The organism is Kitasatospora sp. NPDC029312, assembly GCF_055569215.1.
Genome location: NZ_JBVHXY010000052.1, coordinates 23,579 through 44,617 on the forward strand (window position 1 = coordinate 23,579; position 21,039 = coordinate 44,617).

Genomic DNA, 21,039 nt, shown 5'->3' on the forward strand with positions numbered 1-21,039 from the left:
CCCCACCCCCCCCCCCCCCCCCCCCCCCCCCCCCCCCCCCCCCCCCCCCCCCCCCAACAACCCCCCCCCCCCCCCCCGCCCCCCCCCCCCCCCCCCCCCCCCCCCCCCCCGTGCCGGTCACTTCAGTGCGCCCAGCCCGAGGTCCGCCAGGCGTTGACGCCCGGGTGGAGGGCGGGGCGGAACAGGCGGGAGCGGTCGTTCCAGGGGGAGGCCGGGCCGACGCCCGCCCGGCGCGCCGCCTCGGCGGCGGCCTGCGCGGCGGCGGCCCGGGCCTGGACCACCGCCAGGACGGTGGCGAGCTCCTCGGGGGTCGGCTGCCCGTGCAGCACGTGGATCGGGGACATGGCTTTTTCTCTCCCGACAGGGAAGGGGCCTACAGGGGGATGTTGCCGTGCTTCTTGGGCGGCAGCACCTCGCGCTTGCCGCGCAGCGCCCGCAGGCCCCGGACGATGTGCCGGCGGGTCTCGCTCGGGGCGATCACCGCGTCGACGTAGCCGCGTTCGGCCGCCAGGTACGGGTTCAGCAGGGTGTCCTCGTACGAGGCGATCAGCTCGGCGCGCTTCTCCTCGACGCTGCCGGCCGCCTCGGCCTCGGCGATCTCCCGGCGGTGCAGGATGTTGACCGCGCCCTGCGCCCCCATCACCGCGATCTGCGCGGTCGGCCAGGCCAGGTTGAGGTCGGCGCCCAGGTGCTTGGAGCCCATGACGTCGTACGCGCCGCCGAAGGCCTTGCGGGTGATCACGGTGATCAGCGGGACGGTGGCCTCGGCGTAGGCGTAGATCAGCTTGGCGCCGCGGCGGATGATGCCGTCCCACTCCTGCTCGGTGCCGGGCAGGAAGCCGGGCACGTCGACGAAGGTCAGCACCGGGATGTTGAAGGAGTCGCAGGTGCGGATGAAGCGGGCGGCCTTCTCGCTGGCGTTGATGTCCAGGCAGCCGGCCAGGTCCATCGGCTGGTTGCCGACGATGCCGACGGCGTGGCCCTCGACCCGGCCGAAGCCGGTGATGATGTTGCCCGCGTACAGCGGCTGGGTCTCCAGGAACTCGCCGTCGTCGAGGACGTGCTCGATGACCTTGTGCATGTCGTACGGCTGGTTCGCCGAGTCCGGCACGATGGTGTCGAGTTCGAGGTCCTCGGCGGTGACGGTGAGGTCCGCCTGCTCGGGGTAGGACGGCGGGTCGCTCAGGTTGTTGGAGGGCAGGTACGAGAGCAGGCTCTTGACGTACTCGATCGCCTCCTTCTCGTCCGTGGCCAGGTAGTGCGCGTTGCCGGACTTGGTGTTGTGGGTGCGGGCGCCGCCCAGCTCCTCCATGCCGACGTCCTCGCCGGTCACCGTCTTGATCACGTCCGGGCCGGTGATGAACATGTGCGAGGTCTGGTCGGCCATCACCACGAAGTCGGTGATCGCGGGGGAGTACACCGCGCCGCCGGCGCAGGGGCCCATGATCAGCGAGATCTGCGGGATGACGCCCGAGGCGTGCACGTTGCGGCGGAAGATCTCGCCGTAGAGGCCGAGTGAGACCACGCCCTCCTGGATCCGGGCGCCGCCGGAGTCGTTGATGCCGATGACCGGGCAGCCGGTCTTCAGCGCGAAGTCCATCACCTTGACGATCTTCTCGCCGAAGACCTCGCCGAGCGAGCCGCCGAAGACGGTGAAGTCCTGGGCGAAGACCGCGACCTGGCGGCCGTCGATGGTGCCGTAGCCGGTCACCACGCCGTCGCCGTACGGGCGGTTGCGCTCCTGGCCGAAGTTGGTCGAGCGGTGCCGGGCGAACTCGTCGAACTCGACGAAGGAGTCCTCGTCCAGCAGCTCGACGACCCGCTCACGGGCGGTCAGCTTGCCCTTGGCGTGCTGCTTCTCGACGGCCTTGGCCGAGCCGGAGTGCACCGCCTCGTCCAGCCTGCGCCGCAGGTCGGCGAGCTTGCCGGCGGTGGTGTGGGGGTCGTACGGCGCCTCGGTCATCCGGTGGCTCTCCCTGATCCTGGGCCGCGACCTGTTCGATTGCGCGCGGGCCGGAGTCGGGGGCCCGTGCATGAGGGCAGGGCGGCGCTGCGAACTACCGTTGGGTAGCGTAGCCAGCGCGCGGGGCCGTGCGTCATGTCCTGGCGTTATGGCCATCGACACAGTGTGTCGACGCGGGTTGTGCGGGACGATGGGGCGGACTGCGCCTCCGGCACGTCCTAGTGTGCTGACCATGACCGCACCCGACACCCCCGACGCACCGGACACCCCCGACACGCCCCGCCGCAGCGGACTGCGCGGCTTCGGCCGTACCGGGCCGTCCCCCTGGACCGACCTGGACCGGCCTCCCCTGGACGAGGCGGCGCTGCGCCGGGACCTGGTCGTCCCGGGCGGGCTGTGGACTTCGCTGGACGTCGTCGCCGAGACCGGCTCCACCAACACCGACCTCGCCGAGCGGGCCCGGGCCGGCGCCCCGCAGGGCGCGGTGCTGGTCGCCGAGGCGCAGAGCGCGGCGCGCGGCCGGCTGGACCGGCAGTGGAGCGCCCCCGCCCGCTCCGGGCTGTTCCTGTCCTTCCTGCTGCGCCCCGAGGGCGTGCCGGTCGAGCGGTACGGCTGGCTGCCGATCCTGGTCGGCGTGGCCGCGGCCAGCACGCTCGGCCGGGTGGCCGGGGTCGACGTCGGGCTGAAGTGGCCCAACGACCTCCAGGTGGCCATCGAGGGCGCGGAACGCAAGCTCGGCGGCATCCTCACCGAACTGAGCGGCGGCGCCGTGGTGGCCGGGATGGGGCTGAACGTCTCGCTGCGCCAGGAGGAGCTGCCCGTCCCCACCGCCGCCTCGCTCGCGCTGGCCGGCGCCGGGACCACCGACCGGTCCGTCCTGCTGCGCGCCCTGCTGCGCGAGTTCGCCACGCTGTACGGCGAGTGGACGGCCGCCGCCGGGGACCCGCACGCGAGCGAGCTGATGCGCGCGTACGCGGACCGTTGCACCACGCTCGGCCGTCAGGTGAAGGTGCACCTGCCGGGCGACCGTGAGCTGGTCGGCGAGGCGGTGGCGATCGACGGGGACGGCCGGCTGGTCGTCCGCACGGCCGACGGCGTGCGCCGGGCGGTCGGCGCGGGGGACGTCGTCCACGTCCGCCCCGAAGCGCGCTGAACGGCACTCTTCACCACCCCTTGACCCGGGCGGATGCCCCGGATCACGGGATTCCGTGCGAACATTCCACCTGGCAGCGGTGTGAGGCGCGCCACTGTCCGCCCGGGTGGCGGGCGGTGCGCCCGGACAGGTAGGAAACGAGGCAAGTGCGGCAACCGCACGGGGACGAACCGGTGGCAGAGGACGGCAGCGGCGGGACGGCGGGCAACCACGATCCCACGGTCGCGCTCGAACTCGAACGCCTGATCCTGGACGCGCCACGCCGCTACACCCCGTACCAGGCCGCGCGTGCCGCCGACGTCCCGATGGAGCTGGCCACCCGCTTCTGGCGGGCCATGGGTTTCCCCGACATCGGCCAGTCCCGGGCGCTCACCGACGGTGACGTGATCGCCCTGCGGCGCCTCGCCGGCCTGGTCGAGTCCGGGCTGCTCAGCGAGTCGATGGCGATCCAGGTGGCCCGCTCCACCGGCCAGACCACGGCCCGGCTGGCCGGCTGGCAGATGGACACCTTCCTGGAGAACCTCACCCAGTCCGTCGAGCCCGGACTGACCCGCGCCGACGTCGCGTACCCGCTGGTCGAGCTGCTGCTGCCGGAGCTGGAGCAGTTCCTGGTGTACGTCTGGCGGCGCCAGCTGGCCGCCGTCACCGGCCGGGTGGTGCAGGCCGCCGAGGACCACGAGATCACCAGCGGCCGGCTCGCCGTCGGCTTCGCGGACCTGGTCGGCTTCACCCGGCTGTCGCGGCGACTGGAGGAGGAGGAACTCGGCGAGCTGGTCGAGACCTTCGAGAACACCTGCTCCGACCTGATCGCCGGGCAGGGCGGCCGGGTGATCAAGACCCTCGGCGACGAGATCCTCTATGTCTCCGAGGACCCGGCGACCGCCGGCGAGATCGCCCTGAGCCTGATCGAGGCGCTGGCCGAGGACGACACCATCCCGGCCCTGCGGGTCGGCATGGCCTTCGGGACGGTCACCCAGCGGATGGGGGACGTCTTCGGCACCACGGTGAACCTGGCCAGCCGGCTCACCTCGATCGCGCCCAAGGACGCGGTGCTGATCGACGGGCAGTTCGCCGCCGCGCTGGAGCAGAACGGCAGCGTCGCCCCGCCCGACTCCGAGGGGCCGGGCCTGGCCGAGGCGCTGTCGGTGGCCGCCGGGATGCCGGCCTCCGGTCTGCCGGTGCCGGGGCCGGACGGTGGGGCCCGGTTCCACCTGCAGCCGATGTGGCGGCGGCCGGTGCGCGGGCTGGGCCTGGTCGAGCCGTGGCTGCTGTCGCGGCGGCTGAAGGCGGAGTAGCCGGCGGGGTGCCCCCGGCTGGGAAGGGCGCTTCCGGTGGGGCTGGTGCCCTCCCGTGGAACGGGTGCCTCCCACGGGGCGGGTCTCCGAGTGGCCGAACGGTTGAACGCCGTACGGTCGCCGGGCGGGTCCGTCCGGGCAAACGGGGCATAACCCAACGAAATCGCCATAGTCTTGGTGCAAGCGGCCGGACGGGTGCGATCGGCTACGGGGGTCTGGCAGGACCGAGCACAGGGAGCGAGGCGAGCCGGTGAGCAGTGAGGCGATCATGACGGACCGCGGCTGCGACTGTGAGGGCCCGTGCCACTCCGAGGCGCTGCCCGACCTGCGGCTGCAGTCGGTGGTCGAACTCGCCCAGGACATGGCCGGTGCGCTCACCCCGCTGGAGGCCGTCCGTGCCGCCGCCGCCCGGGCCACCGAGGCGCTCGGCGCCACCATGGCGGCCGTCTCCGTCTGGGACCGCGAATCCGGCCGGCTGCGGGTCCTGGTCAACCACGGGCAGCTCGCTCCCGGCGAGGAGGAGCTGCCGGAGGACGAGTCGTACCCGGTCGCGGACTTCCCGGAGATCGTGACGTACCTGGAGGAGCGCTGGACCACCGGGCGCCTGCCCCGCGCCTGGCTGCAGACCGCCGAGAACGACGAACCGCAGACCGGGCACACCCACCCGACCGCCGGCGCGTACTGCCAGGAACGCGCCGCGGCGCTGCGCCGACGCGGGCGCGCCTGCTGCGTGGTCGCGCCGATCCTGCTGCACGGGCAGGCCTGGGGCGAGCTCTACCTCGCCCGCTCGACCGGGATGCCCGCGTTCACCCAGGCCGACGCCGACTACGCGACCCTGCTCGCCGCCCAGATCTCGGCCGGGCTCGCCCAGACCGAGCGCCTCGCCGACCTGCGCAAGCTCGCCTTCTCCGACCCGCTCACCGGCCTGGCCAACCGGCGCGCGGTCGACGCCCGGCTGGAGAGCGCGCTGGAGGCGCACAACCGGGACAACACCGTGGTGTCCCTGGTGGTCTGCGACGTCAACGGGCTGAAGCGGGTCAACGACCAGCTCGGCCACGAGATGGGCGACAGGCTGCTGGAACGGTTCGCCCACCAGCTCTCGCTGACCGCCGCCAAACTGCCCGGCAGCCTCGCCGCGCGGCTCGGCGGCGACGAGTTCTGCCTGCTGGCGGAGGGGCAGAAGGCCGACGAGGTGGTCGCCGCCGCCGAGGAGCTGTGCGCGCGGGCGCTCGCACTGTCCGAGGGCGAGGGGGTCGCCTGCGGCGTCGCCTCCACCGGGGACTCCATCGGCCCGGTCACCACGCCGGACCGGCTCTTCCGGCTCGCCGACGCCGCCCAGTACCGGGCCAAGGCCGCCCGCGCCGCCCACCCCGTCGTCGCCGGGCGCAGCCACGGCCCCGGCTTCTCGCCCGACCCGACCGTGCTGCTCGCCGACGCCGCCGACCCGCAGCACCGCGCCGACGGCCGCCGCGGACCGGGCGGGCGGGCAGGTACGGGCGACCGGCGGCGCTTCCGCGGCGCCGCCCACAGCGCCGACCCCGGCCAGTTGCTCACCGCCGTCCTGTCCGCGCTCGACCAGGCCGCGGCCGCCCGGGCCGTCCACCCGGCCGACACCCTCGCCAAGCTGGTCGTGGTCGCCGAGACCTCCGCCCGGCTGCTCGACGCGGTCGGCTGGTGGGTCTCCTACGTGCCGCCCGGCTCCCACCTGATGCGCACCTCCCAGCACGCCGTCTACCGGATGACCAGCGGGCCCAGCAGCACCCGCGCCGAGACCCAGCGGGCCCAGATCGAGGCCCCGGACGCCGTCTTCGACCTGCGGCACTACCCGATGACCCGCCGGGCCGTCCGGGGCGGCGCCTTCGCGCTGCGCGCGGGCGCGGCGGGGAACGACCCGGCGGAGGAGGCGATGCTGGTCGTCTCCGGCTACCGGGGGATGGTCGCGGCGGGCGGGCAGAACGCGGCGGGCGGGTGGCTGGTCGAGCTCTTCGCCGACGACGCGACCCTGCCGCTCGGGCAGGCGGCCTGCGCGATGCGGGCGCTGGTCGCGGTGGCGCTGGCGGGGGCGGCCTCACCGCCGGTGATGTGAGGACCGGGCCGTACGGGCGTCGGGTGCCGCGTCCGGCCGGCCGGCCGAGGGCCGTCGGCGCCGCTTTGTGCCGGTTCGGTGACCGCCCGGTCGCGGCTGGGTCGCGGTTCGCTCCGGGGGGCTGCCGAGGGGTGCCGGGGCGGTGGGATGGTGGCCGGGTTGGACCGGGGAGCGGGGGCGACGGTGGGCGGACGGCTGGTGGGCGCGGCGGTGGCCGGGGCGCTGGTGCTCGGGGGAGGGATGGCGGCGCCCGCTGAGGCGTCGGCGGCAGCGGTGACGACCGCCCCGGCGGGCCGCTCAGTGGCCCAAGCGGCCCAGTCGGGACAGCCGGGTCCGGCGCCCGTACGGGCGACCCCCGCGCCGACGGCGCCTCAGCGGGCGCCGCAGCTGCGGGCGGGCCTGCGGGCGCACCGGATCACGGACCACGCGGCGACGCGGCGCGTCCGGAAGGTCCGCCGCAGCGTCGTCGGGCGGGCGCTGGACGCGGTGTTCGGCTGGTTCCTCGCCGCGGTGCTGGCGGTCGTGCTGGCCGTGGTGGTGCTGGTGTACCTGGTCAGACGGCGGAACGGCCGGTAGCCGGGGGCGCCCCGAGGGCGCGGAGCACGGCGTCGACCAGGCGGTCCGCGTGGGCGTGGTCGAGCGGGCCGAGCTGGTGCATCCAGCGGTAGTACAGCGGGCCGTAGAGGAGTTCCACGGCGAGGTCGAGGTCGGTGTCGGCGGGCAGCCGGCCGGCTTCGCGGGCGCTGCGGAGGCGGTCGCGGGTGACGTCCAGCAGCGGTTCCAGCAGCCGGGTGCGGTACTCGGCCTGGAGCGCCGGGTCGTTGAGGATCTCGGCGCTGAGGGCGCGGTAGGTGCGGTCGAGCGCGGGGTCGGTGAGCTCCTCCGCGGAGCTGCGCAGGACCGTCCGCAGGTCGGCGGCGAGGTCGCCGGTGTCGGGGAGGGCGAAGTCGCCCTCGCGCGCGTTCGCGGCGAGGAAGGCGTCGAAGACGACCGCGCCCTTGGAGGGCCACCAGCGGTAGATGGTCTGCTTGCCGACGCCGGCCCGGGCGGCGATCGCCTCGATGGTGAGCTTGCCGAAGCCGACCTCGGAGACGAGTTCGTACGCGGCGGTCAGGACGGCCGCGCGGGAGCGCTCGCTGCGGCGGGCGGGGTCGGGGGCGGTTCTGGAGGCCATGGTGGAAATCCTTTGCGAGGCGGCGAGACGAGACGTATCGTATCGTCCTGGCGAAGTCGCGAGACGCAACGTCTCGTCTCGACGTGTCGGGGCCGCGTTTCGGCGGGTCTCGTCTTCTCCCGTCGCCCACGATCCCGGAGGTGCCGCATGACCCGCTCCCACCCCGCCCACATCCTGATGGTCTCCATCCCGGCCCACGGCCACGTCAATCCCAGCCTGGCCGTGATCGCCGAGCTGGTCGCCCGGGGCCACCGGGTCAGCTACGTCAACGCCCCCCGCTTCCGGGAGACGGTCGAGTCCACCGGCGCCGCCTTCGTCCCGTACCCGTCGACGCTGCCGCTCACCGACGACCCGGCGGGCTGGTCCACGGACCCGGTGGCGCTGCAGGAGCTCTTCCTGGACGACGCGCTGGCCATGTGGCCCGTCCTGCTGGAGCGCTTCGCCGATGGCGCGGACCGCCCCGACCTGGTGCTCTGCGACATCGCGGGCTTCGCCGGGCGGGCGCTCGGCGAGCGGCTCGGCGTGCCGGTGGTGCAGCTGTCGCCCACCTACGTCGGCTGGGAGGGCTTCGAGCAGGACTTCCCGGAGGTCTTCGACGCGGTCCGCCAGGCGCCCGGCGGGGCGGAGCACTACCGCCGGTACGCCGACTGGCTGGCCGAGGCCGGCGCGGTGCAACGCGACGTGGACGCCTTCAAGGGCCGCCCGGAGCGCGCGATCGCGCTCATCCCGCGCGCCCTGCAGCCGAACGCCGACCGGGTGGACGGGAAGCGGGTGACCTTCGTCGGGCCCTGCTTCGGCGACCGCGCCCACCAGGGCGCGTGGCAGCGCCCGGCCGGGGCGGAGAAGGTGCTGCTGGTCTCGCTCGGCTCCGCCTACACCAACCAGCCCGCCTTCTACCGGGCCTGCGTCCAGGCCTTCGGGGGCCTGCCCGGCTGGCACACCGTGCTGCAGATCGGCGCCCACACCGACCTGGCCGAGCTGGGCGAGGTGCCCGACACCGTCGAGGTGCACCGCTGGGTGCCCCAGCTGTCGGTGCTCGCCCAGGCCGACGCCTTCGTCACCCACGCGGGGATGGGTGGCTCCAGCGAGGGGCTGTTCCACGCCGTGCCGATGATCGCCGTACCGCAGGGCGCCGACCAGTTCACGAACGCGGACGCCCTGGTCGGCCTCGGGGTCGCCCGCCGCCTGGACGGCACGGCCGCCCCGGAGGAGCTGCGGGCCGCCCTGCTGGAGCTGGTCGGCGACCCGGCGGTGGCCGAGCGGCTGGCGGCGCTGTCCGCGGCCGGCCGCGCCGAGGGTGGCACCGGGCGGGCGGCCGACCTGATCGAGGCCGAGCTGAAGGGCTGGCTGCGGCCCCGGGCGTGCGGTGCGGAGCGGGGCGTCGGAGAATCCGGATGGTGAGCAGCTGTTGTCATATCTTCATTCACCTGGTGTGATTGTGTATATGGATATGCACAGTGCTGTGGCCCCCGACGCTCCGCTGGTCCAGGTCGGCAAGGCCGACGTCAGTGCGGAGGACGTGCTGGCCGTCGCCCGGGGCAACGCCCGGGTCGAGATCGGTCCTGACGCGCTCGCCGAGATGGCGGCCGCCCGCGCCCGGATCGACGCCCTCGCCGCCGAGCCCCGCCCCGTCTACGGCGTGTCGACCGGCTTCGGCGCCCTCGCCGTCCGGCACATCAGCCCCGAGCTGCGCGCCCAGCTCCAGCGCTCGCTGGTGCGCTCGCACGCGGCCGGCATGGGGCCGGCGGTCGAGCGCGAGGTGGTCCGCGCGCTGATGTTCCTGCGGATGAAGACGCTGGCCTCCGGCCGCACCGGCGTCCGGCCGCTGGTCGCGCAGACCATGGCAGCCCTGCTCAACGCGGGCATCACCCCGGTCGTCCGGGAGTTCGGCTCGCTCGGCTGCTCCGGTGACCTCGCCCCGCTGTCGCACTGCGCGCTGGTGCTGATGGGCGAGGGCACCGCCACCGGCCCGGACGGGGTGGAGAAGCCCGTCGCCGAGCTGCTCGCCGCCGCCGGCATCGAGCCGGTCGAGCTGCTGGAGAAGGAGGGCCTGGCCCTCATCAACGGCACCGACGGCATGCTCGGCATGCTGGTGATGGCCATCGCCGACCTCCAGCGGCTGTTCACCACCGCCGACATCACCGCCGCGATGAGCCTGGAGGCGCTGCTCGGCACCGAGAAGGTGCTCGCCCCCGAACTGCACGCCCCGATCCGCCCCCACCCCGGGCAGGCGCTCAGCGCCGCCAACATGCTGGCCGTGCTCAAGGACTCCGGCCTCACCGGCCACCACCAGGACGACGCGCCGCGCGTCCAGGACGCCTACTCCATCCGCTGCGCCCCGCAGGTGGCCGGCGCCGGCCGGGACACCCTGGCGCACGCCCAGCTGGTTGCCTCGCGCGAGCTGGCCGCCTCGGTGGACAACCCGGTGGTGCTGCCGGACGGCCGGGTCGAGTCCAACGGCAACTTCCACGGTGCGCCGGTCGCGTACGTGCTGGACTTCCTCGCCATCGCGGCCGCCGACCTCGGCTCGATCTCCGAGCGCCGCACCGACCGGCTGCTCGACAAGGCCCGCTCGCACGGCCTGCCGGCCTTCCTGGCGGACGACCCCGGCGTGGACTCCGGCCTGATGATCGCCCAGTACACCCAGGCGGCGCTGGTCAGCGAGAACAAGCGGCTCGCCGTCCCGGCCTCGGTCGACTCCATCCCGTCCTCCGCGATGCAGGAGGACCACGTGTCGATGGGCTGGTCGGCCGCCCGCAAGCTGCGCCAGGCGGTGGAGAACCTCGGCCGGATCCTGGCCGTCGAACTGACCGCCGCGGCCCGCGCGCTGGAGTTCCGTCAGCAGGCCGACTCGGCCGGCCGGCTCGCCCCGGCCACCGCGGCCGCGCTGGCCGCCGCCCGTGAGGCGGGGGTCGGCGGCGCCGGCCGGGACCGCTTCCTCTCGCCGGACCTGGAGGCCGCCGCCGCGCTGGTCGCCTCCGGGGGACTGGTGCGGGCGGTGGAACGGGTCACCGGGCCGCTGGCCTGAGTCGCCGCGGACACGGGCACGGACACGGACGCGGGGTGACGGGGGCCGGGCCGTGCGGTACGGCTCAGTCCCAGTCGCCCCGCGGGCGGCGGTCCTGGCGGTCGCGGCGATTGCCCAGCGCGGCCGCGAAGTTGACCCCGACGATGCCCGCCCAGCAGGCCAGCAGACCGACGAAGCCGCCGCTCTCGGGGCTGCTGGCGATCGCGGTCAGCGGGATGCCGAAGGCCAGCGAGACCACCGCCAGGCGGTTGCCGGACCGGCCGGACGCCCAGCCGCGGCGGTCGCGGTCCCGGCGGTCCCGGTCGGAGGGCGCGTAGTCGTCCGTCCGCCCGGCGGCCGAGCGATCGACCCGGGCGTCCAGGCGGGCGTCCAGGCGCTTCATGAAGGAGTCGACGAGTGCGTCCTCGTACTCCTTGCCGAGTTCCTTGCGGGCCTGCAGGGTGGCGTCGAGGTCGCGCCGCAGTTCGTCCTGGCGAGTGTCCATGCCCATAGCCTGGGGCCCCCACGGGGCCCGGTCCATCCGTTCGCGGGGGGAATCCGGGCGAGGTCAGGGGGAAATCAGGGTTCCCCCGAGCCCCTCGCGCCCGGGCCCGCCGTCCGAACCTCGGGACGTCCCACGGGGCATCCCGCCGTACGAGACGTCTTTGCCTGGCGCGCCGCGCTGCTGCACAGTCGTCGTCCAACCGCTCGCATCCGGAGGTACCGCTGATGACCGCCATCGACGAGGCCGGCACCGTCGGCCCCTCCGCCCGGCTGTTGCAGCTGTTCGAAGGGCACCGGTTGACGCCCACCCAGCGGCGGATCGCCCACTCGCTGGTCCGGCACGCCACCGAGGCGCCGTTCCTGTCCAGCGTCGAGGTCGCCGAACTCGCCGGGGTGAGCCAGCCCTCCGTCACCCGCTTCGCGGTCGCGCTCGGGTACGACGGCTACCCGGCGCTGCGCAAGCAGCTGCGCGAACTCGGCGCGGGCGAGCCGGCCGCGCCGGAGACCCCGGCCGACGCGGTGCGCAACGAGCACCAGCAGGCGGTGCTCGCCGAGATCGAGCACCTGCGCCACCTCGCCGAACTGCTCGCCGACACCGAGCCGATCACCCGGGCCGCCCGGCTGCTCGCCGCCTCCCGCCCGCTGCCGGTGCTCGGCCTGCGGGCCGCCTCCGCGCAGGCGCGCGGCTTCGCGTACTTCGCGGCCAAGGTGCACCCGGACATCCGGCTGCTGGACGAAGGCGGCAGCATGCTCGCCGACCGGCTGGAACAGGCCACCGCGGCGGGCGCCACCGCGCTGCTCTGCTTCGCGCTTCCGCGCTACCCGCGGGAGTTGATGGACGCTCTGGCGGTCGGCCGGGACTGCGGGTTGACGGTGCTCACGGTGGCCGACAGCGCCTTCTCGCCGGTCGCCAAGCTCTCCGACCTGATGCTGCCGGCGGCCGTCGGCACCGGGCTGGTCTTCGACACCGCCTGCGCGCCGATGATGCTCGGCCGGGTGCTGTTGCAGACCATGTGTGACGAACTCCCGGGTGCGGAGGCCCGGTTGGAGGCGATCGAGCAGTCGGCGTCGGCGCGCGGGCTCTTCCTGGAATAACGGCCGAGGGAGTACTCGCCCACAAGCCCGGGCATCCCCTACAGCAGGGGGTGCCGCCCATGCGCGTGATCCACGAGATGAAGTTCGTCGCCCGCCTCGCCTCGGGTGCCGACGAATGGTCCTGCCCCGCCTGCGGACGCCGCGTCACCCTGCGACGCCTGCCCGATCCCGAACTGACCGTCCTCGATCCGGGCGACGAGTCCGCCGTCCACGTCGGCGTCATCGAACCCGACGCCCGCGCCGCCGCCGCTGCCGAGCGCTACGGCCTCGGCCCCGTCCAGAACGTCCCGCGCCCGCCGTCCCCGCCCACCCCGGACGCCGACGACCGCCGCTGGCTCGCCGAGATCGGCATCGACTGGGACGGCGGCGACGCGGCGGCCTGAGCGCGCCCAGGCCGCCGCGGGGCGGAGATCGGGAGTTCGGCCGTCCGCTGGTTCGACGGGCAGCGGAACGGTGGACGGCGCGGTGGGCGGACTGGCCCTCCGCTCTCCGGTACTGGGCCGAGTGGCTGGTGTTCGCCTGGTTCCGGCCGGCGCGCCAAGTCGGCCGGTGCTGTGGCTGATCGGATGGCTGCGGGGTCTGGTCGAATGTTCGCTGTTTAGATATATTCAGTCGAACAGGGCTTGAATGAATCCATCCGCAGGAGGCCGGGACATGGTGCAGCAGACGAGCGGGCCGCGAGAGGTGCGCGCGGCGCGCGGGACGGGACTCACCACGCAGGGGTGGCAGCAGGAGGCCGCCCTGCGGATGCTGATGAACAACCTCGACCCCGAGGTGGCCGAGCACCCGTCGAAGCTGGTCGTGTACGGCGGCACCGGCAAGGCGGCGCGGGACTGGCGCTCCTTCGACGCCATGGTGAAGACGCTGCAGGGGTTGAAGCAGGACGAGACCATGCTGGTCCAGTCCGGCCGGCCGGTCGGCGTGATGCAGACCCACGAGTGGGCGCCGCGCGTGCTGATCGCCAACTCCAACCTGGTCGGCGACTGGGCCAACTGGGAGGAGTTCCGCCGCCTGGAGAGCCTCGGGCTCACCATGTACGGCCAGATGACCGCCGGTTCCTGGATCTACATCGGCACCCAGGGCATCCTCCAGGGCACCTACGAGACCTTCGCCGCCGTCGCCAACAAGCGGTTCGAGGGAACGCTGGAGGGCACCATCACCCTCACCGCCGGTCTCGGCGGCATGGGCGGCGCCCAGCCGCTGGCCGTCACCATGAACGGCGGCGTGGCGATCTGCATCGACTGCGACCCGTCGCGGATCTCCCGCCGGATCGAGCACCGCTACCTGGACGTCGAGGCCAAGGACCTCTCCCACGCCCTGGAGCTCGCCACCGCCGCCCGTGACAAGCGGCAGCCGCTGTCCATCGGCGTGCTGGGCAACGCCGCCGAGCTGGTCCCGCAGCTGCTCGCGATGGACGCGCCGATCGACATCGTCACCGACCAGACCAGCGCCCACGACCCGCTCAGCTACCTGCCGGTCGGCGTCGACTTCGACGACATGGCGGACTACGCGGCCGCCAAGCCCGCCGAGTTCACCCAGCGCTCCCGCGAGTCCATGGCCCGGCACGTCGAGGCGATGGTCGGCTTCCTGGACCGCGGCGCCGAGGTCTTCGACTACGGCAACTCGATCCGCGGCGAGGCCCAGCTGGCCGGCTACGACCGCGCCTTCGCCTTCCCCGGCTTCGTCCCGGCGTACATCCGCCCGCTGTTCTGCGAGGGCAAGGGCCCGTTCCGCTGGGCGGCGCTGTCCGGCGACCCGCAGGACATCCACAAGACCGACAAGGCCGTGCTCGACCTCTTCCCGGAGAACGAGTCGCTGGCCCGCTGGATCAAGATGGCCCAGGAGAAGGTGCACTTCCAGGGCCTGCCCGCACGCATCTGCTGGCTCGGCTACGGCGAGCGCGACAAGGCCGGCGAGCGCTTCAACGACATGGTCGCCTCCGGCGAGCTGTCCGCCCCGATCGTGATCGGCCGCGACCACCTGGACTGCGGCTCGGTGGCCTCGCCGTACCGGGAGACCGAGGCCATGCTGGACGGCTCGGACGCGATCGCCGACTGGCCGCTGCTCAACGCCATGGTCAACGTCGCCTCCGGCGCCTCCTGGGTGTCCATCCACCACGGCGGCGGCGTCGGCATCGGCCGCTCGATCCACGCCGGCCAGGTCACCGTCGCCGACGGCACCGCGCTGGCCGGGGAGAAGATCCGCCGGGTGCTCACCAACGACCCCGGCATGGGCGTCATCCGGCACGTGGACGCCGGCTACGACCGCGCCACCGAGGTCGCCGCCGAGCGCGGGGTCCGCGTCCCGATGGGTGAACTGTGACGGTTCCGTCCTTCGAGGAGATGTGGGCGGAGCTGCTCCCCGTGGGCCGCTCCGCCTCCTCCGGCGGCTACCGCCGCTTCGCCTGGAACTCCGCCGACGCCGAGTGCCGTGCCTGGTTCGAGCAGCAGGCCCGCAGCCGCGGGCTGACCTACGAGCTGGACCGCAACGGCAACCAGTGGGCCTGGCTGGGCGATCCGACCGCCCGGGGCGCGGTCGTCACCGGCTCGCACCTGGACTCCGTCCCGGACGGCGGCGCCTTCGACGGCCCGCTCGGGGTGGTCTCCTCCTTCGCCGCGCTGGACGAACTGCGCGCCCGGAGAAGCGAGTTCAACCGGCCTTTGGCGATCGTCAACTTCGGCGACGAGGAGGGCGCCCGGTTCGGGGTGGCCTGCATCGGCTCCCGGCTCAGCTCAGGGGTGCTCTCCCGCGAGGCCGCGTACGAGCTGCGCGACGCCGACGGTCTGCGGCTGCCCGACGCGATGGAGCGGGCCGGCTACGACCCGACCGCGCTCGGCGCGGACGACGAACGGCTGGCCCGGATCGGCGCCTTCGTCGAGCTCCACGTCGAGCAGGGGCGCCACCTCGCCGAGGGGCAGCCGGTCGGCGTGGCCAGCGCGATCTGGCCGCACGGCCGGTGGCGGTTCGACTTCCACGGCGAGGCCAACCACGCCGGCACCACCCGGATCGAGGACCGCCGCGACCCGATGCTGACCTTCGCCAACACCGTGCTCGCCGCCCGCAAGAAGGCGAAGCTCGCGGGCGCGCTGGCCACCTTCGGCAAGGTCGCCGTCGAGCCCAACGGCACCAACGCGATCGCCTCGCTGGTGCGCGGCTGGCTGGACTCCCGGGCCGCCGACGAGGCCACCCTCACCGAACTCGTCGCCGAGATCGAGCGGACCGCCGCCGAGCGCGGCGGGCGCGACGGCGTCCGGGTCGAGCTGACCCGGGAGTCCTACACCCCGGTGGTGGACTTCGACGGCCCGCTGCGCGACCGGCTCGCGAAGCTGCTGGACGCCCCGGTGCTGCCCACCGGGGCCGGACACGACGCCGGCATCCTGGCGTCCGCGATCCCGACCGCCATGCTGTTCGTGCGCAACCCCACCGGCGTCTCGCACTCCCCGGCCGAACACGCCGAGGAGGCCGACTGCCTGGCCGGGGTGGCCGCCCTCGCCGACGTACTGGAGGACCTGGCGTGCCAGTGACCGCAGTGAGCTACTGGGCGCAGCACGCCTGGCTGCCGCACCCCAACGGGCCGGTGGTCGAGCCGGACGTGCTGATCGCCACCGGCCCGGACGGGCGGATCACCGCCGTCACCCCGGACAGCGGGCCCTGCCCGCCCGGCGCCGTGCGCCTCGACGGGCTGGTGCTGCCCGGCCACGCGAACGCCCACTCGCACGCCTTCCACCGGGCGCTGCGCGGGCACGTCCAGGTCGGCTCCGGCACCTTCTGGACCTGGCGCGACACCATGTACCGGTTCGCCGGCGCGCTCGACCCGGACACCTACCTGGAGCTCGCCACCGCCGTCTACGCCGAGATGGCGCTCGCCGGGATCACCGCCGTCGGCGAGTTCCACTACCTGCACCACGCCTCCGGCGGCGCCCGCTACCGCGACCCCAACGCGATGGGCGAGGCGCTGATCGAGGCCGCCGCCCGGGCCGGCATCCGGATCACCCTGCTCGACACCTGCTACCTGTCCTCCGGCTTCGGCGCCGAGCCCACCCACCCGCAACTGCGGTTCAGCGACGGCGACGCCGAGGCCTGGGCGGCACGGGCGGAGGCGCTCACGCCGCGCGAGCACGCCCGGATCGGCGCCGCGATCCACTCCGTCCGGGCCGTCCCGGCCGAGCAGCTGGGCACCGTCGCGCACTGGGCGGCTACGCGCAGGGCGCCGCTGCACGTCCACCTGTCCGAGCAGACCGCCGAGAACGACGCCTGCCTGGCCGCGCACGGCGTCACCCCCACCCGGCTGCTCGCCGACCACGGCGCGCTCGGGCCGCGCACCTCGGCCGTGCACGCCACCCACCTCACCGACGAGGACGTCAAGCTCCTCAGCGACTCCTCCACCGCCGTCTGCATGTGCCCCACCACCGAGCGGGACCTCGCGGACGGCATCGGCCCGGCCCGCCGGCTCGCCACGGCGGGCAGCCCGATCACCCTGGGCAGCGACAGCCACGCGGTGATCGACCCGTTCGAGGAGGCCCGCGCGCTGGAGCTGGACGAGCGGCTGCGCACCCGCACCCGCGGCCACTGGACGGCCAACGCCCTGCTCCGGGCCGGCGGCGAGGACGGGCACGCCTCGCTCGGCTGGCCGGAGGCCGGGCGGATCGAGGCCGGGTCGCTCGCCGACTTCACCGCGATCGCGCTGGACACCGTCCGCACGGCGGGCCCGCCGCCCCGGCTCGGCGCCGAGATCGCCGTCTTCGCGGCCTCGGCGGCGGACGTGCGGCACCTCGTGGTCGGCGGGCGGCACGTCGTCCGGGACGGCGTGCACCAGCTGGTGGCCGACGTGCCGGGGGCGCTGCGCTCCGCGATCGGCGCGCTGGACTGCTGACGTGTTCCTCCCCAACCGCTCCGGAAGGCGTTGACTTGAGCATCTTGATCACCGGCATCGGCAGCCTGGTCAGCAATGACCTCGGACACGGCACCGGTCCGCTGGGCCTGCTGAGCGACGCGGCCGTGGTGGTCGACGGCGACACCGTCGCCTGGGTCGGCCCGGCGGCGCAGGCCCCCGCCGCGGACGAGCGCTTCGACGCCGAGGGTCGGGCGCTGCTGCCCGGGTTCGTCGACTCGCACGCCCACCTGGTGTTCGCGGGCGACCGCACCGCCGAGTTCAACGCCCGGATGTCCGGCCAGTCGTACACGGCGGGCGGCATCCGCACCACGGTGGCGGCCACCCGGGCCGCGAGCGACGCCGAACTGGAGGCGAACGTGGCCCGGCTCGTCCGGGAGGCGCTGCGGCAGGGCACCACCACCGTCGAGTGCAAGTCCGGTTACGGGCTGACGGTCGAGGACGAGGCCCGGGCGCTGCGGGTCGCCGCGAAGCACACCTCCGAGACCACCTACCTGGGCGCGCACATCGTCGCCCCCGAGTACGCCGACGACCCGGCCGGCTACGTCGACCTGGTCACCGGCGAGATGCTGGACGCCTGCGCGCCGCACGCCCGCTGGGTGGACGTGTTCTGCGAGAAGGGCGCCTTCGACGGCGACCAGGCGCGGGCCGTCCTGACCGCCGGCATCGAGCGCGGTCTCACCCCCCGGGTGCACGCCAACCAGTTGACGTACGGGCCGGGCGTGCAGCTCGCCGTCGAGCTGGGGGCCGCCTCGGCGGACCACTGCACCCATCTGACCGACGAGGACGTGGCGGCACTGGCCGGCTCGGCGACGGTCGCCACCCTGCTGCCGGGGGCGGAGTTCTCCACCCGCGCCGAGTACCCGAGCGGCCGCCGGCTGCTGGACGCGGGAGCGGTGGTGGCCCTGTCCACGGACTGCAACCCGGGCTCCAGCTTCACCAGCTCGATGGCGTTCTGCATCGCGGTGGCGGTCCGGGAGATGGGCATGACCCCGGACGAGGCGGTCTGGGCCGCGACCGCCGGGGGCGCCCACGCCCTGCGGCGCACCGACGTCGGCACGATCGCGGTCGGCTCCCGCGCGGACCTGTTGCTGCTGGACGCCCCCTCCCACGTCCACCTCGCCTACCGGCCGGGCGTCCCGCTCACGGCCGCCGTCTGGCGATCGGGCCTCCGGGAGTTCTGAGCCCCGCAGGAGCACGGCGCACGGCCCACGGAAGGCCCCCGCGCCCCGGGCTTGCGGGCACCCCACAGGCGGGCCGACCGCGTCCGTGTCGAGCGGAAACGACCGGGGCCGCCGTGGATCTCAGGAATCCACGGCGGCCCCGGAGCGGGAGGGCGGACGTCAGTGCACGTCGCCCATGAGCTTGACGACCTTCTTGCGGTACATCGCCAGCGCGACACCGGCGAGGATCGCCATGACGCCCTGGACCGCGAAGTACGCGGTGCCGCCGACCACCTTGTCGCCCAGCACCAGCTGGAAGATCGCGGCGACGCAGTCGCCCGCGGTGACGGCGAGGAACCAGACGCCCATCATCTGGCTGGCGTACTTGGTCGGGGCCAGCTTGGTGGTGACGGACAGGCCCACGGGGGAGAGGGTGAGCTCACCGACGGTCTGGACCAGGTAGACCATGGCCAGCCACAGCGGGGTGACCTTGGTGTCGCCGTGGGCGGCGGCCATCGCCAGCATCATGACGATGAAGGAGGCGCCGATCATCAGCAGACCGAAGGCGAACTTCATGGTGGTGCTGGGGTTCTTCGACCGGCGGGCCAGGGCGACCCAGATCCAGGCGAAGACGGGGGCCAGCGCCATGATGTAGAGCGGGTTCAGCGACTGGAACCAGCTGGACGGGAAGTCGAACCCGAACAGCGTCGACGCGGTGTGGTCGTTGGCGAAGACGTTCAGCGTCGAGCCGGACTGGTCGTAGATCATCCAGAACACGGCGGCGGCGACGAAGAACCAGATGTAGCCGCTCATCTTGGACTGCTCGGTGGCGTCGAGGTCCTTGTCGCGCTTCACCTTGGCGAAGACCACCACCGGGATCGCCAGACCGGCGATGGACAGCGGCCAGATCGCCCAGTTGATGGTGAAGTGGCCGGTGAGGCCCACGACCGCGTAGAAGACCGCGGCGACGGCCAGCCAGATGCCGGCCTTGGTGAAGATCTTCCGCTTCTCCTCGGCGCTGATCGGCGAGGTGACGACGCTGCTCTTCGGGCTCAGGTGGCGGGTGCCCAGCAGGAACTGGAACAGGCCCAGGGCCATGCCGATGCCGGCCAGGGCGAAGCCGAGGTGCCAGTTGACCGTCTGGCCGACGGTGCCGACGACCAGCGGGGCCACGAAGGCACCGAGGTTGATGCCCATGTAGAAGATCGTGAAGCCGCCGTCGCGGCGCGGGTCGTTCGGGCCGTCGTACAGGTGGCCGACCATCGTGGAGATGTTGGCCTTGAGCAGACCCGAGCCGACCGCGATGAAGACCAGGCCGACGAAGAACGACGCGCTGACCGGGACGGCCAGCAGGAAGTGGCCGATCATGATGATCGTGCCACCGAGGGCGACCGTCTTACGGGCGCCCAGGAAGCGGTCCGCGATCCAGCCGCCGGGGAGGGCCAGCAGGTAGACCATGGCCGTGTAGACGCTGTACACGGCAGCGGCGACCGCCGTCTTCATGCCGAGGCCGCCGTCCGCGATGGAGGCGGTCATGTAGAGCACCAGCAGGGCACGCATGCCGTAGTAGCTGAAGCGCTCCCACATCTCGCTCATGAAGAGAGTGGCGAGTCCCCGGGGGTGCCCGAGGAAGGTCTTGCCGCTGGGAGAGGCCGACGTGACGTCGGCGTCCAGGGTCGTAGACGCCATGAGTAGTGGTTCCTTGCCTGACAGCGTCCGCCTAGGGGGGTGGCAGCGGACGTGGACTCGAACCACTCTACGTGGCCATATTTGGCGTTATCAGATGACAAAACTGCGGAATCGGGTATGGGAATGGCAAAGTCCGCAACAGATCGGCCCGAATGATCCATGGTACGCAGGCTTCTCTTCCTTCGGTTTCAAGATCCAAAAGGAAAATCTTCGCCGAACGACCGGTCGGCGCCGCTCGATTGACACCCGAATGGCCCTTGTATAACGATCACGCTCTGTGAAGCACCTCACAGGGCGTACGGCCGTACCCCGGCCGACTACCATCACCACATGACCTGTGTGCTGCTCGCCGAGGACGATCCGGCGATCTCCGAACCGCTCGCCCGGGCCCTGCGACGCGAGGGCTATGAGGTGCTCGTCCGCGAGGACGGTCCGACCGCACTGGCCGCCGGCCTCACCGAGGAGGTCGACCTCGTCGTCCTCGACCTCGGCCTTCCCGAGATGGACGGCCTAGAGGTCTGCCGCCGCCTGCGCGCCGACGGCAAGAGCTGCCCCGTCCTGGTGCTCACCGCCCGCGCCGACGAGGTCGACACCGTGGTCGGCCTGGACGCCGGCGCCGACGACTATGTGACCAAGCCCTTCCGCCTGGCCGAGCTGCTCGCCCGCGTCCGGGCCCTGCTGCGGCGCGGCAACGTCGACCAGCTCACCACCGGCGCGCACGGGGTGAAGATCGACATCGAGTCCCACCGCGCCTGGCTCGGCGAGGAGGAGCTCACCCTCTCCGCCAAGGAGTTCGAGCTGCTGCGGGTGCTGGTCCGCGACGCCGGCCGGGTGGTCACCCGTGAGGAGATCATGCGGCAGGTCTGGGACACCACCTGGTGGACCTCGACCAAGACCCTCGACATGCACATCTCCTGGCTCCGCAAGAAGCTCGGCGACGACGCGGCGAACCCCCGCTACATCGCCACCGTGCGCGGGGTGGGGTTCCGCTTCGAGAAGAATTAGCCCCGTACGGAGAC

17 protein-coding genes and 1 pseudogene are annotated in these 21,039 nt (G+C 73.4%); 13 read left to right on the top strand and 5 right to left on the bottom strand.

The window, feature by feature from the left end; all coding sequences use genetic code 11:
* Nucleotides 1-122: 122 nt before the first annotated feature.
* Entirely contained in the window at nucleotides 123-344 is a 222-nt protein-coding gene (locus ACZ4WV_RS30850) for an acyl-CoA carboxylase subunit epsilon (RefSeq protein WP_465751932.1), read from the bottom strand.
* 29 nt (nucleotides 345-373) lie between these two features.
* Complete coding sequence (locus ACZ4WV_RS30855; RefSeq protein ID WP_465751933.1) at nucleotides 374-1,963, bottom strand: acyl-CoA carboxylase subunit beta; 1,590 nt, start codon at nucleotides 1,961-1,963, stop codon at nucleotides 374-376.
* 232 nt (nucleotides 1,964-2,195) lie between these two features.
* Between ACZ4WV_RS30855 and ACZ4WV_RS30860 the strand changes: the two genes are divergently transcribed.
* From ACZ4WV_RS30860 to ACZ4WV_RS30875, 4 genes and pseudogenes are all read left to right on the top strand, one after another.
* The gene (locus ACZ4WV_RS30860; protein WP_465751934.1) at nucleotides 2,196-3,116 is read left to right on the top strand and encodes a biotin--[acetyl-CoA-carboxylase] ligase; all 921 of its coding nucleotides are present in this window, start codon (nucleotides 2,196-2,198) and stop codon (nucleotides 3,114-3,116) included.
* Nucleotides 3,117-3,289: 173 nt separating this feature from the next.
* Nucleotides 3,290-4,411: an adenylate/guanylate cyclase domain-containing protein gene (locus tag ACZ4WV_RS30865; RefSeq protein WP_465751935.1), complete on the top strand. Its 1,122-nt coding sequence runs from the start codon at nucleotides 3,290-3,292 to the stop codon at nucleotides 4,409-4,411.
* Between the two features lie 268 nt (nucleotides 4,412-4,679).
* Nucleotides 4,680-5,930, top strand: a pseudogene (locus ACZ4WV_RS30870) (GGDEF domain-containing protein); the annotation flags it as partial.
* A gap of 750 nt (nucleotides 5,931-6,680) precedes the next feature.
* Nucleotides 6,681-7,073 carry a hypothetical protein gene (locus ACZ4WV_RS30875; protein ID WP_465751936.1) on the top strand — a complete coding sequence of 131 codons (393 nt, stop codon included), beginning with the start codon at nucleotides 6,681-6,683 and terminating at the stop codon, nucleotides 7,071-7,073.
* Here ACZ4WV_RS30875 and ACZ4WV_RS30880 read toward each other — a convergent pair.
* Nucleotides 7,051-7,671 (bottom strand): TetR/AcrR family transcriptional regulator, encoded by a 621-nt coding sequence (locus ACZ4WV_RS30880; protein WP_465751937.1) that lies wholly within the window; start codon nucleotides 7,669-7,671, stop codon nucleotides 7,051-7,053. The genes ACZ4WV_RS30875 and ACZ4WV_RS30880 overlap by 23 nt on opposite strands.
* Nucleotides 7,672-7,818: 147 nt before the next feature.
* Here ACZ4WV_RS30880 and ACZ4WV_RS30885 point away from each other — a divergent pair, with 147 nt between their 5' ends.
* On the top strand, nucleotides 7,819-9,072 hold the full coding sequence (locus tag ACZ4WV_RS30885) for a macrolide family glycosyltransferase (RefSeq protein WP_465751938.1): 1,254 nt from the start codon (nucleotides 7,819-7,821) through the stop codon (nucleotides 9,070-9,072).
* A 49-nt stretch (nucleotides 9,073-9,121) separates the two neighbouring features.
* On the top strand, nucleotides 9,122-10,699 hold the full coding sequence (gene hutH / locus ACZ4WV_RS30890) for a histidine ammonia-lyase (RefSeq protein ID WP_465751955.1): 1,578 nt from the start codon (nucleotides 9,122-9,124) through the stop codon (nucleotides 10,697-10,699).
* Nucleotides 10,700-10,763: 64 nt separating this feature from the next.
* Here the strand turns inward: hutH and ACZ4WV_RS30895 are convergent, their stop codons facing one another.
* On the bottom strand, nucleotides 10,764-11,183 hold the full coding sequence (locus ACZ4WV_RS30895) for a hypothetical protein (protein WP_465751939.1): 420 nt from the start codon (nucleotides 11,181-11,183) through the stop codon (nucleotides 10,764-10,766).
* Nucleotides 11,184-11,407: 224 nt separating this feature from the next.
* Between ACZ4WV_RS30895 and ACZ4WV_RS30900 the strand changes: the two genes are divergently transcribed.
* The 6 genes from ACZ4WV_RS30900 (at nucleotide 11,408) to hutI (ending at nucleotide 18,352) form a co-directional block, all read left to right on the top strand.
* Nucleotides 11,408-12,277 carry a MurR/RpiR family transcriptional regulator gene (locus ACZ4WV_RS30900; RefSeq protein WP_465751940.1) on the top strand — a complete coding sequence of 290 codons (870 nt, stop codon included), beginning with the start codon at nucleotides 11,408-11,410 and terminating at the stop codon, nucleotides 12,275-12,277.
* A gap of 59 nt (nucleotides 12,278-12,336) precedes the next feature.
* Nucleotides 12,337-12,660 carry a hypothetical protein gene (locus ACZ4WV_RS30905; protein WP_465751941.1) on the top strand — a complete coding sequence of 108 codons (324 nt, stop codon included), beginning with the start codon at nucleotides 12,337-12,339 and terminating at the stop codon, nucleotides 12,658-12,660.
* Between the two features lie 271 nt (nucleotides 12,661-12,931).
* Nucleotides 12,932-14,599 (top strand): urocanate hydratase, encoded by a 1,668-nt coding sequence (hutU, locus tag ACZ4WV_RS30910; RefSeq protein WP_465751942.1) that lies wholly within the window; start codon nucleotides 12,932-12,934, stop codon nucleotides 14,597-14,599.
* A gap of 20 nt (nucleotides 14,600-14,619) precedes the next feature.
* Nucleotides 14,620-15,801, top strand: coding sequence for an allantoate amidohydrolase (locus tag ACZ4WV_RS30915; protein ID WP_465751956.1), 1,182 nt, complete (start codon nucleotides 14,620-14,622; stop codon nucleotides 15,799-15,801).
* Complete coding sequence (locus ACZ4WV_RS30920) at nucleotides 15,798-17,150, top strand: formimidoylglutamate deiminase (RefSeq protein WP_465751957.1); 1,353 nt, start codon at nucleotides 15,798-15,800, stop codon at nucleotides 17,148-17,150. Before ACZ4WV_RS30915 ends, ACZ4WV_RS30920 begins: the two co-directional genes overlap by 4 nt.
* 35 nt (nucleotides 17,151-17,185) lie before the next feature.
* A complete protein-coding gene (gene hutI, locus ACZ4WV_RS30925; RefSeq protein ID WP_465751943.1) occupies nucleotides 17,186-18,352 on the top strand; it encodes an imidazolonepropionase in 1,167 nt (388 codons plus the stop codon).
* Nucleotides 18,353-18,511: 159 nt separating this feature from the next.
* Here hutI and ACZ4WV_RS30930 read toward each other — a convergent pair whose 3' ends face one another.
* Nucleotides 18,512-20,020: a peptide MFS transporter gene (locus tag ACZ4WV_RS30930; RefSeq protein WP_465751944.1), complete on the bottom strand. Its 1,509-nt coding sequence runs from the start codon at nucleotides 20,018-20,020 to the stop codon at nucleotides 18,512-18,514.
* A 330-nt stretch (nucleotides 20,021-20,350) separates the two neighbouring features.
* Between ACZ4WV_RS30930 and ACZ4WV_RS30935 the strand changes: the two genes are divergently transcribed.
* Nucleotides 20,351-21,025, top strand: coding sequence for a response regulator transcription factor (locus ACZ4WV_RS30935; protein WP_030290974.1), 675 nt, complete (start codon nucleotides 20,351-20,353; stop codon nucleotides 21,023-21,025).
* The last annotated feature ends 14 nt before the right edge of the window (nucleotides 21,026-21,039 follow it).

Excerpts from the sequence above, each read along its gene's own strand:
- ACZ4WV_RS30850 (WP_465751932.1), bottom strand. The coding sequence starts at position 344 with ATGTCCCCGATCCACGTGCTGCACGGGCAGCCGACCCCCGAGGAGCTC.
- ACZ4WV_RS30855 (WP_465751933.1), bottom strand. The coding sequence starts at position 1,963 with ATGACCGAGGCGCCGTACGACCCCCACACCACCGCCGGCAAGCTCGCC.
- ACZ4WV_RS30860 (WP_465751934.1), top strand. The coding sequence starts at position 2,196 with ATGACCGCACCCGACACCCCCGACGCACCGGACACCCCCGACACGCCC.
- ACZ4WV_RS30880 (WP_465751937.1), bottom strand. The coding sequence starts at position 7,671 with ATGGCCTCCAGAACCGCCCCCGACCCCGCCCGCCGCAGCGAGCGCTCC.
- ACZ4WV_RS30885 (WP_465751938.1), top strand. The coding sequence starts at position 7,819 with ATGACCCGCTCCCACCCCGCCCACATCCTGATGGTCTCCATCCCGGCC.
- hutH (WP_465751955.1), top strand. The coding sequence starts at position 9,122 with ATGCACAGTGCTGTGGCCCCCGACGCTCCGCTGGTCCAGGTCGGCAAG.
- ACZ4WV_RS30895 (WP_465751939.1), bottom strand. The coding sequence starts at position 11,183 with ATGGACACTCGCCAGGACGAACTGCGGCGCGACCTCGACGCCACCCTG.
- ACZ4WV_RS30900 (WP_465751940.1), top strand. The coding sequence starts at position 11,408 with ATGACCGCCATCGACGAGGCCGGCACCGTCGGCCCCTCCGCCCGGCTG.
- ACZ4WV_RS30905 (WP_465751941.1), top strand. The coding sequence starts at position 12,337 with ATGCGCGTGATCCACGAGATGAAGTTCGTCGCCCGCCTCGCCTCGGGT.
- hutU (WP_465751942.1), top strand. The coding sequence starts at position 12,932 with ATGGTGCAGCAGACGAGCGGGCCGCGAGAGGTGCGCGCGGCGCGCGGG.
- ACZ4WV_RS30915 (WP_465751956.1), top strand. The coding sequence starts at position 14,620 with ATGTGGGCGGAGCTGCTCCCCGTGGGCCGCTCCGCCTCCTCCGGCGGC.
- ACZ4WV_RS30930 (WP_465751944.1), bottom strand. The coding sequence starts at position 20,020 with ATGGCGTCTACGACCCTGGACGCCGACGTCACGTCGGCCTCTCCCAGC.
- ACZ4WV_RS30935 (WP_030290974.1), top strand. The coding sequence starts at position 20,351 with ATGACCTGTGTGCTGCTCGCCGAGGACGATCCGGCGATCTCCGAACCG.